The organism is Capnocytophaga sp. oral taxon 324 str. F0483 (genome assembly GCF_000318315.2).
GTDB lineage: Bacteria > Bacteroidota > Bacteroidia > Flavobacteriales > Flavobacteriaceae > Capnocytophaga > Capnocytophaga ochracea.
In genome coordinates, this window is record NZ_KB291515.1 from 35,659 (window position 1) to 45,182 (window position 9,524).

The 9,524-nt window shown below is 40.1% G+C and carries 9 protein-coding genes; 2 read left to right on the forward strand and 7 right to left on the reverse strand.

What is annotated here, in order from left to right; genetic code table 11:
• Positions 1–138: 138 nt before the first annotated feature.
• From HMPREF9072_RS04960 to HMPREF9072_RS04970, 3 genes are read right to left on the reverse strand one after another with little or no spacing between them, the layout of a single operon-like run.
• Positions 139–687, reverse strand: a complete 549-nt coding sequence (locus HMPREF9072_RS04960) for an AAA family ATPase (protein ID WP_009410834.1) — start codon at positions 685–687, stop codon at positions 139–141.
• A complete protein-coding gene (gene pnuC, locus HMPREF9072_RS04965; protein ID WP_009410835.1) occupies positions 651–1,322 on the reverse strand; it encodes a nicotinamide riboside transporter PnuC in 672 nt (223 codons plus the stop codon). The genes HMPREF9072_RS04960 and pnuC overlap by 37 nt, the downstream gene beginning before the upstream one ends.
• Before the next feature lie 36 nt (positions 1,323–1,358).
• Positions 1,359–1,619: a thiamine-binding protein gene (locus HMPREF9072_RS04970; protein ID WP_002674885.1), complete on the reverse strand. Its 261-nt coding sequence runs from the start codon at positions 1,617–1,619 to the stop codon at positions 1,359–1,361.
• A 483-nt stretch (positions 1,620–2,102) separates the two neighbouring features.
• On the opposite strand from HMPREF9072_RS04970, the gene polA reads away from it, so the two are divergent.
• Both polA and HMPREF9072_RS04980 read left to right on the forward strand, forming a co-directional pair.
• Positions 2,103–4,901 carry a DNA polymerase I gene (polA, locus tag HMPREF9072_RS04975; RefSeq protein WP_009410836.1) on the forward strand — a complete coding sequence of 933 codons (2,799 nt, stop codon included), beginning with the start codon at positions 2,103–2,105 and terminating at the stop codon, positions 4,899–4,901.
• Positions 4,902–5,049: 148 nt separating this feature from the next.
• Complete coding sequence (locus tag HMPREF9072_RS04980; RefSeq protein WP_009410837.1) at positions 5,050–5,565, forward strand: hypothetical protein; 516 nt, start codon at positions 5,050–5,052, stop codon at positions 5,563–5,565.
• A gap of 219 nt (positions 5,566–5,784) precedes the next feature.
• On the opposite strand, the gene HMPREF9072_RS04985 is transcribed toward HMPREF9072_RS04980, so the two are convergent.
• From HMPREF9072_RS04985 to HMPREF9072_RS05000, 4 genes are read right to left on the reverse strand one after another with little or no spacing between them, the layout of a single operon-like run.
• A complete protein-coding gene (locus HMPREF9072_RS04985; protein ID WP_009410838.1) occupies positions 5,785–6,864 on the reverse strand; it encodes an HlyD family secretion protein in 1,080 nt (359 codons plus the stop codon).
• Between the two features lie 22 nt (positions 6,865–6,886).
• A complete protein-coding gene (locus HMPREF9072_RS04990) occupies positions 6,887–7,690 on the reverse strand; it encodes a carboxypeptidase-like regulatory domain-containing protein (protein WP_009410839.1) in 804 nt (267 codons plus the stop codon).
• A gap of 49 nt (positions 7,691–7,739) precedes the next feature.
• Positions 7,740–8,810 carry a hypothetical protein gene (locus HMPREF9072_RS04995; protein WP_009410840.1) on the reverse strand — a complete coding sequence of 357 codons (1,071 nt, stop codon included), beginning with the start codon at positions 8,808–8,810 and terminating at the stop codon, positions 7,740–7,742.
• Positions 8,811–8,864: 54 nt separating this feature from the next.
• Positions 8,865–9,071 (reverse strand): bacteriocin, encoded by a 207-nt coding sequence (locus tag HMPREF9072_RS05000; protein ID WP_034566190.1) that lies wholly within the window; start codon positions 9,069–9,071, stop codon positions 8,865–8,867.
• Positions 9,072–9,524: the final 453 nt, after the last annotated feature.

Sequence of the window (9,524 nt, forward strand, 5' to 3'; positions counted from 1 at the left end):
AGGGAATTAGCAAATTAGAAAATTAGTAAATGGGGAATGTAGTGATGAGGAAAAAGAGGAATGTAGGGACGAAAATAGTTGTTTGGCGGGGAGGAGTCGTAGGAAGGGGGTCGGATAGAGGGGGCTTGTGAGAAGATGTTATGCGGTTAGCATCTTGGTGCATTGGGCGATGCGTTCCTCTAAGGAGCCTTTTAGGATATGGTATTGTATGCTGTGAGCGTTCAGATGTTGCTCAAAAAAGGCAAATACGCTCTCGCGCTCGTGGGGTTTATCGCGGAGGTCGTCGGGTTGCCAAGGAACATCTACATAAGTGAGAAAAAGGGAGTGGTAATGATGTGTGAGGGCTGCGCGCTCTATTTGTGGGTTGCATTTGCCATAGTAGAGGTAAGAATAGACCATTAGTTCGAGCAGACAGGTGTCGCAGAACAAATATTCATTGGCTTGCTGGATACGTTTGTTTTCGAGAGAAACTTGTCCGTGAGCGATGGGTAGGAGGTCGTCCCACGTGCAGGTGAGATGCTGAGTGTCCCACTTGTGTTGTAGGTAAGTGCGCATATACTCCTCAGCCCATACGGTTTGGAACTGCTGGGCAAGAGTACGACTAAGAGTGGTTTTGCCGGTGCACTCAGGACCTACAAAGGCGATACGCTTTATCGGGCTGTCTCGTTGCGCAAGTGTTGTTTCCATTCTCTATAGCCCATAATGGCAATAATGGTGAATAAAAAGTACTGAAAGGAGGTGAATAGCATTCCTTTTTTGAGGTAGAGAGGTACTGAAATGAGGTCGCCGAGAATCCAAAAGACCCAGTTTTCTACTTTGCGTTTTGCCATTAGCCACATTCCTATCAAGAAAATGGAGGTGGTAAAGACATCGACATATTCGGTAGGGAGGAAGTTGTGGAATCCTAAGGAGATTCCCTGCATAGAAAAGTTGTTTTTGATGTAAGGTTTCAGGTAGTATACCGCAGTGACAAAAACCAAGCTAAAAACACCTAAAAGAGTGCAGATTTGCCAATCGCGACGGGTGGTAGCGGAGATAGTAATCACATTGTCTTGGGCGTTCTTTGCCCATAGTATCCATCCGTAGATACTCATCGCTGTATAATAGGCATTGATAAGCATATCGCCCCACAGCACGTAGTGCCATAGCAGGTATACAAATAACACCGTGCTGATGATACCCGTAGGGTATACCCATATATTTCCTTTTTTAGCCAGCCAAACACTGAGGAACCCAAAGAACACACCTATAATTTCTAAAACCACTAAATGGGTAGGGACTCCTTGATACTGACTAAAAAACCAATTGAAAAACGCTTCCATATCAGATACTCAGTTACGCTTGCTCGCTGGCTTTACTTAGAAGAAAGGTTTATACTCGTGGCGGTCGGACTTTACGATTTTCACGTACATCAGTCCGCGTTCTACTAAGTCGAGGGCTTCTTCTATCTCGGTGGTGAGAACATTCATCACTTGGGTATACTCGCCATAGACTTGGGTACTGAGAGGGTTTTCTTGTACGATGAGCCCAGAGGCGCGCAGTTTCTTAATAAAGTGAATGATAGGACGCTCGTAATCGTCTTGCAACGGGCTAAAAGTAAGTTCAACAGATACTTTCATAATGGTGAATGATTAATTATTAAAGGTTAATTTATATTCGGGACAAAAGTACAAATAAAATGGGAAATTACAATTATTTTACTACCTTTGCGCAAAAATGTAGGTATTACTAGGTTGGGGAGAAACTAAGAAAGTACTAAAAAATACATTTTTTGATATAGTATAAACATCCCCCTAACCCCCTTCAAAGGGGGAATTAGAGACGCCAAAGTGAAGTATGTTCATAGTATAAACATCCCCCTAACCCCCTTCAAAGGGGGAATTAGAGACGCTAAAGTGAAGTATGCTCATAGTATAAACATCTCTCTAATCCTCTTAAAGAGATAACCTCCCCCAGTTCTCTCAAAGAGGGGAATTTAGAGACGCTAAATAGACATACCCAGCTACGCCAGCTCGCTGGCTATCTTCGAAGAGGGAATTAGCGAATTTAAGAGGGAGTATGCTTGATGTTTTTGGCTTAATGGAGGATAAATTATTTAATGAATGAAAAAACGGCTTTTCCTACTCGATGCTTATGCCCTTATTTTTAGGGGTTACTACGCTTTTATCAAGAACCCGCGTATCAACTCCAAAGGGTTGAACACGTCGGCTATTTTGGGCTTTATGAACTCTCTTTTAGAAGTAATTAAAAAAGAAAAGCCCGACCACCTTGCTGTGGCTTTCGACAAGGGAGGAAGTGTGGGGCGCACGGAACTCTTTGCCGACTATAAAGCCAATCGGGAGGAAACGCCCGAAGCTATTCGGTTGGCAATCCCGTATATTCACGAAATCTTGAAAGCCTTGCATATTCCTATCATCGAAAAAGAGGGTTATGAGGCTGACGATATCATCGGGACACTATCTAAACAAGCTGAAAAGCAGAACTACCAAGTGTATATGGTAACGCCCGATAAGGACTATGCACAACTTGTGAGTGATAATATCTTTATATACCGACCTTCGCGCGGAGGTAACGATGTGGAGATTTGGGGCGTAAAAGAAGTACAAGAGAAATTTGAGGTACAAAATCCTTTGCAGGTAATAGACTTCCTCGGAATGATGGGTGATGCGGTAGACAATATACCTGGACTCCCAGGAGTAGGCGAGAAGACCGCCAAAAAGCTACTTGCCGACTTTGGCTCTATGGAAAACCTTCTCGCCCATACTGACCAGCTGAAAGGCAAACTGCGCGAGAATATAGAGAGCAACAAGGAAAAAGGAATCCTCTCTAAACAGTTGGCTACCATTATGCTGGACGTGCCTGTAACGTTTGATGAAGAAGACTTTGCGATGTCCGAACCCGATTTTGAAGCGGTAGGGAAGATATTTGAAGAGTTAGAATTTCGTCAGTTATTGCAGAACTTTCTCAGAACGTATCAGCCCCAGATGACAACAACACCCCCGCCACTTACAGGGAATAAGCCCACAGAGGGGCAGTTAAGTCTCTTTACGCAAGGCGACCTATTTGCACAACCGCAGGTAATGAGCGAGAAGAAGAACAGCACTAACACACCTCACTTCTACCAATTAGCCGATACCCCAATGGCGCAACAACTGCTCTTGCAGAATTTATTGCAACAAACCGAAGTGTGTTTTGATACCGAAACGACCAGTGTGAACGCCCTGGAAGCCGAATTGGTAGGGATTTCCTTCTGCTGGTCGGCTCATAAAGGTTATTACGTACCTTTCCCTACTGATAAAGCAGAAGCAACAAAACTGCTTGAAACTTTCCGTCCGTTCTTTGAAAATGAGCGTATTGGTAAGGTAGGTCAGAATTTGAAATACGACCTTAAAGTATTGCAAAACTACAACATTGAGGTGCGAGGCGCACTCTTCGACACTATGATAGCCCACTATTTGCTGAATCCGGATATGCGCCACAATATGGATATCCTCAGTGAAACCTATTTGAACTATACACCTATTGCTATTGAGAGTTTGATAGGTAAAGGTAAGGCACAACGCTCTATGCGTACTGTTCCACTCGACCAAGTGAAGGAATACGCCGTGGAAGATGCTGATGTTACGTGGCAACTCAAAAACGTATTTAAGGAAGAAATGCCCAAAGTGAACGCTGAGAAAATCTATACTGATTTGGAAGCACCTTTGATAAAAGTGTTAGCCGCTATGGAACGCGAAGGAGTGAACCTCGATGTACCCTTCTTAAAAGAATACGCTAAGACCTTGGATGCTGATATTGCACAACTCGAAGCCACTATAGCCGAGCAGGCAGGAGAGAGCTTCAATTTGGCTTCGCCGAAACAGCTAGGTGATATTCTTTTTGAAAAACTGAAAATTGACAGCAAACCTAAGAAGACGAAAACAGGTCAGTATGCTACTTCCGAAGAAGTATTAGCCCCCTTTGCTTCTAAGCATAAGATAGTAGCCGATATACTTGAATGGCGACAAGTACAGAAGCTGAAATCTACTTATGTAGATGCCTTGCCTTTGGAGGTGAACAAACTCACTGGACGTGTACACACTACCTATATGCAAACGGTAGCTGCGACGGGTAGATTGAGCAGTAATAATCCTAACTTGCAGAATATTCCTATCCGCACTCCTCGCGGTCAGCAGGTGCGCAAGGCGTTCATCGCACGCAATCCTGATTATGTGCTTCTCTCTGCCGACTATTCGCAAATAGAGCTTCGCATCATCGCTGCCCTGAGCGAAGAACATAATATGATTGACTCATTCCTCCGCAATGAGGATATTCACCGTTCCACAGCTGCCAAAGTGTTCCACGTGCCTTTGGAAGAGGTAACTCGCGAACAGCGCAGTCACGCCAAGACAGTGAACTTCGGGATTATCTATGGTGTATCGGCATTTGGGCTCTCGGCTCAAACCAATTTGAGTCGTTCAGAGAGCAAGGAATTGATAGACACTTATTACGCTACGTATCCCAATCTGCGAAACTATATCAGTAAGCAAATACAATTTGCTCAAGAACACGGCTATGTAGAGACCGTATTGGGAAGGCGTCGCTATCTACCCGATATTCACTCTCGTAACCAAGTAGTGCGCGGAGCAGCTGAGCGCAACGCTGTGAATGCCCCGATACAGGGCTCGGCTGCGGATATCATCAAAATTGCGATGATACGCATACAGCACGAGTTGATTCGCCAACAACTTCAAACCCGTATGCTCTTGCAGGTGCACGATGAGTTAGTGTTTGATGTACCTAAAACAGAGCTCAATATCGTTAAGCCTCTGATTAAAGAAGCAATGGAAAGCGCTTTTAACCTTGCTGTTCCGCTTGTGGCAGACTTAGGGGTAGGGGATAACTGGCTCGATGCACACTAGAATCAGGTAAGAGGTAAGAGGTAAAAGGTAAAGCCAGCGAGGGCTCACAGCTGGGTATGTAAATAAAAGGTAAAAGGTGAGGCGACGCAAACTTTGGCGAAATTTGTGGCTCAAAGGGGTCTTCTCCTTGTTAATTGTTATGTAAATTATGTACAAGATATTTCCTAAAAAACGCTATCAAAAAACTTTGAGTATTCTCAAACAATATGCCCCTCAGGGAAGCATTATCCTCGATGTGGGGGTGGAGAATCCTTTTTCGGCAGTAATGCAACAAGAAGGCTATACTGTGCTCAACACTACGGGGCAGGATTTGGATTTTGAATCACACACCCTACAAGCCTTTAAGGCTGATTTTACAGTAGCTTTGGAAATTTTAGAGCACTTGGTAAACCCTTTGGCAGTTTTGCAGAATCTCCCTACTAAAAGAGTACTCATTACTGTGCCCTTGCGCCTTTGGTTTGCCAAAGCCTACCGCAATACGTCTGACCCTCGCGACTGTCATTATCACGAGTTTGAAGATTGGCAATTGGATATGCTGGTAGAGAAAGCGGGCTTTCGTATTATTTATAGAGAGAAATGGACACACCCTGTGAAGAAGTTAGGTTTACGTCCGTTATTGCGGTATTTTACGAATAGATACTATGCCGTGGTTGCAGAGAGATAATAATAGTTTAATCTGCCTTCGGGAGAGAGATTAAACAAATTGCAACAAATCAAACAAGCTATAGCACGACAGATAGGAGCGAGCTAGACGGATTTAGCACAGATGATTCTTTTGTAAAACATCATTGTTCCGTGAAATTCCTCAGCTTTAGCTGAGGAATTTCACGGAACAGTAATGAAAAGGCAATTGTAAATTAATATTGTATATATTGAACTGACGTTAAATTATATTAGGATTGAACCAGTCGTCGGTGCGGTCGAAGAGGAGTTGCCAAAGGGTGCGATTGGTAAGATAGAAGCGAGCTGTAAAACTCATTCCTTTACCTATATTACCACGATAGCCATTTTTCAGTTGTAAATAACCTTTGCTGATTCCACAGCGTATTTTAAATAAGCCTTCGCCTGTTTGCTCATTTACTACTAAGTTTTTATCTATTTCCTTTACACTACCGTTGAGCAACCCCCATTGGTTATAATTATAAGTGTCTATTTGAAAGCGTACCTTTTGCGAGGGGTGTATAAAACCGATGTCTTTTGGAGAGACTAAACACTCAGCTATGAGGTTTTGTTCGGGAGAGATAGTAGCAATAGTTTGCCCTTGAGAGAGAAAGTTGCCTTGACGAATGCCTTTGTACTGTGCAATAGTACCTGTGATGGGTGCTATTACCACATAGTTTTGTTGTTCTTGGCTGAGGCGCTTCTCGTCTGATTGCAATGACTGCAATTTACGTTCTACTTCTGTACGCTGTGCTTGCCATTGTGCATATTGTTGTTGCTGGGTGCTTTGCACTTGGCGCAAGAGTTCTTCGTGACGATAGTATATTTTTTCATACTCAGCTTTAGCGATTACATCTTTACTAAAAAGCTGATTGGCACGATTGAGTTCCTTTTTAGCTAAGGATAATTGTACTTGCAACTGACCTATTCTTTCCAAAAAAGCGGTTCTTTCTTGGGCGTATTGTGGTGTTTGCAGGGGTGTATTTTTGTGAGAGACTAATGCAGTAAGGTCTTGTAATTGTGCGTTGTAGTCTTGTTGTTGAGTACTGACAAGTTGTTGCTGTGTGTTTAATAGTTCTGTAGTGATAATGAGCAAGGTGTCACCTTTTTGGACGTTTTGGTTGTTTTGAGAGAGAAAGCACTTTACTACCCTACCACTTGTAGGGGCAGTAAGTTCTGTATCCTCGAAATTGGAACGTATCACCCCGCGTGCCGATACTGATATAGGCACTTTGATAAAGGGCAGAGCAACCATTATTGCTGTGAGGAGCAGGAGGATAGTAAGGTAAATAGGGTGTTTCATAAAAGAGTTTTTATTTATTAGGTTATTCTGAATACCCTTTTATGGCAAAAGAAAGTCCTGCACCCAAAGGAATTTTCTCGAAAGTAGTATCGTAGCGAGCATAGCCTAAAGAACGTGAAGCTGGGAAAACAATGCGAGCTTTTTCCTCTCCTTGTATATCTATAGGTTGTAACTCTATCCATATTTTTCCTTTTGGGATAGGAACTCTGAATTTTTCCACTACGTCTATTTTACTTTCTGTTTTAGGAATAGTGATATAGATAGGTTTTTCAGTAAGAGGACTCATTTCTTGCTGGTTCATCTGAAAAAAGTTTAGGCGAAAGACTGCTTTTTCAGTGTTATTTTTAATACAAGTAATATGAAATTCAGTGGCTACCCAATTATTTTTGAGATTCACAAAATCGCCAATGGTTTGAGGAATCTCCTTTTGCTCTTTCATTTCTTCTGGTGTGAAATATAGTGTAGCCCCTACAAAACGAATTCCTTTTCCCTTTAAAGTTTTTAGCTGCTTTGTTTTTGCTGAAACATCTATAGGCGCAAGCATTATTTCTTTTTCTGTAAGGACAATAGGTTTGTTATTCTGAAAGTCTTTTGCACAGATAGCTCTTCTTTCGTGACTAATATGTGAAAAGTAAATACTATCAGTAGGCTTGGGCTGTAATTTTTCTAAGGAGAAATTGCCGTGTGCATCACTAATTGTACCTTTGTGAGTGCCCACAATGCCGATGTTTACGTATTCGATAGGTGTGCCATTATTGGATACTATTTTGCTTTGAGCAAATGTAGTGAGAGTAAAGAGAAATAATGATAACGTTGTTAGTTTCATATTTAATTACAATTAAGTTTTACTACAAAATAATTTATGTAAAGGAAAGCTACTTCTTTTTCTCAGGTAAAAGAACCAAATCTTTTTCTAAAAGACTTTCAAAAGACAAGGATAGCTGTAGAGGAGTTTGTTTGTCCTTAAAATATGTTGTATTAAAAGAATGAAAAAAATTACCAAAATCGCTTTTAAGAGTTACATTTTTCACTTCGGATTTATTCTTTTCTTCCTTTAAGAAAGGATATATCTCAAAAATATTTGTTAAAGAAATAGCGTCTTTTTTGAATGTGGTTTTTATATCAATCAGACAACGATATATACTAAAATCTGTACTATTAATTGCTTCAAAATCTATACTTGCAGGGAATTTTTCGTAGACATCTTTATGCTTAATTACATTTGTTCTTCCAGCAAAAGAGCCCCTAATACTATCCTTTGGGAATAAGGCATTCAAATAACAGATGTATTCATTATTCTTTTTTTCTATATTTCCTGCACCTTCTTGTTGACGATAAACAATGCTATACTGTTGCTCATTTTTCTTTTTCAGAGAATAATTTTTATCCAAAGGGAAATGCTCATTAGCAATAAAGTCGAACAAACCATTATTCCCCATAAAGAGAGGACTTTTTTTAAGAACTTGTAATTTTTTGCTTTTTGTGTTTTCGTAAGCTTTAATAGCAATAATGTTATATTGTATTTTATTTCCTTTTTTAGGAAGATAGAAATCTATCCAACCTTCTGTATAATATATAGGAATGCTATCAGCATATTGATAAGTGCGAATATAACACTTTAACAAAATATAATCAGGTTGTTGTTTGCTAAGAATAACCTCTGGCAACTCATAGATTTTATGAGATAATAATATTTCTTGTTTTTCTTTTAAATTTTTTACATTTAACTTTTTAGATTCATAGGAGAGGTGGGACGTATAAACAATATCTGATGAATTAGATATGTTTACTTGCCCTTTATCATTAGAAATTCCCTTAATCTCACCTTTGCTATTTTCTATAACGACAGCTGAAATAGGGTAATGAGTAAGGCTATCTAAAAGTGTGATGTTTTGAGCTTTTACAGCTCCAATATAAAAAAGTAAAAGATATAAGATATTTTTCATAAATTAGAAATGAAGAGCAAAGGCTTCTAGAAGCCTTTACTCTAAATAATAGGTTTAAAAAACTTTTAATCCAAAAAGATAAAGATGGGTATTATGGCGAATACCATCTAAAACACCTGTGAGTTTAAAGAAAGGATATCCATCTCCTTCTCCTCCTTCAACTTCTCTTAATTCCTTAGTATTAAGTTCTTGAAAACCTTTAAAACTGTCAAGTTTCTTCACTCCTTGAGCTTCTACTTGTTGGGTTCTTTTTAAATTCATCTTTCTTAAAAATTTAAAATTAAGCATTTAGTTATTTGAGTATTTTTAAGCTATGCGCACTTACTTTAAAAACTCGGGGCAAAGATATGGCGGTTTTGGTAAAGTTGTTATGCGTGAGACGCATATTATAATCTATTTACAATTTTTAACAATGTGTTTAGTACAAAATAAGGGAATGAGGAAATAAGGGAATGAGGAAATGAGGGAATGAGGGAATGAGGAAATGGTGTGTGTGCTTGGGTTAAAGGGATGAGGCTGTGCCTCAGAAATTAAACAAAATTTAAACAAAATCAAGGCTGCGCCTTGTGAAATGGGGAGAGGTTGGTTGGGTTTTTGAGGGAAAATTAGCAAATTAGAAAATGAGAGAATGAGGAAATTAGCAAATGGGGTAAATGCCAATAATACCAGAAATACTAATAATCAACTTTGGCAAAGTTTAAAACCAAAACTGTA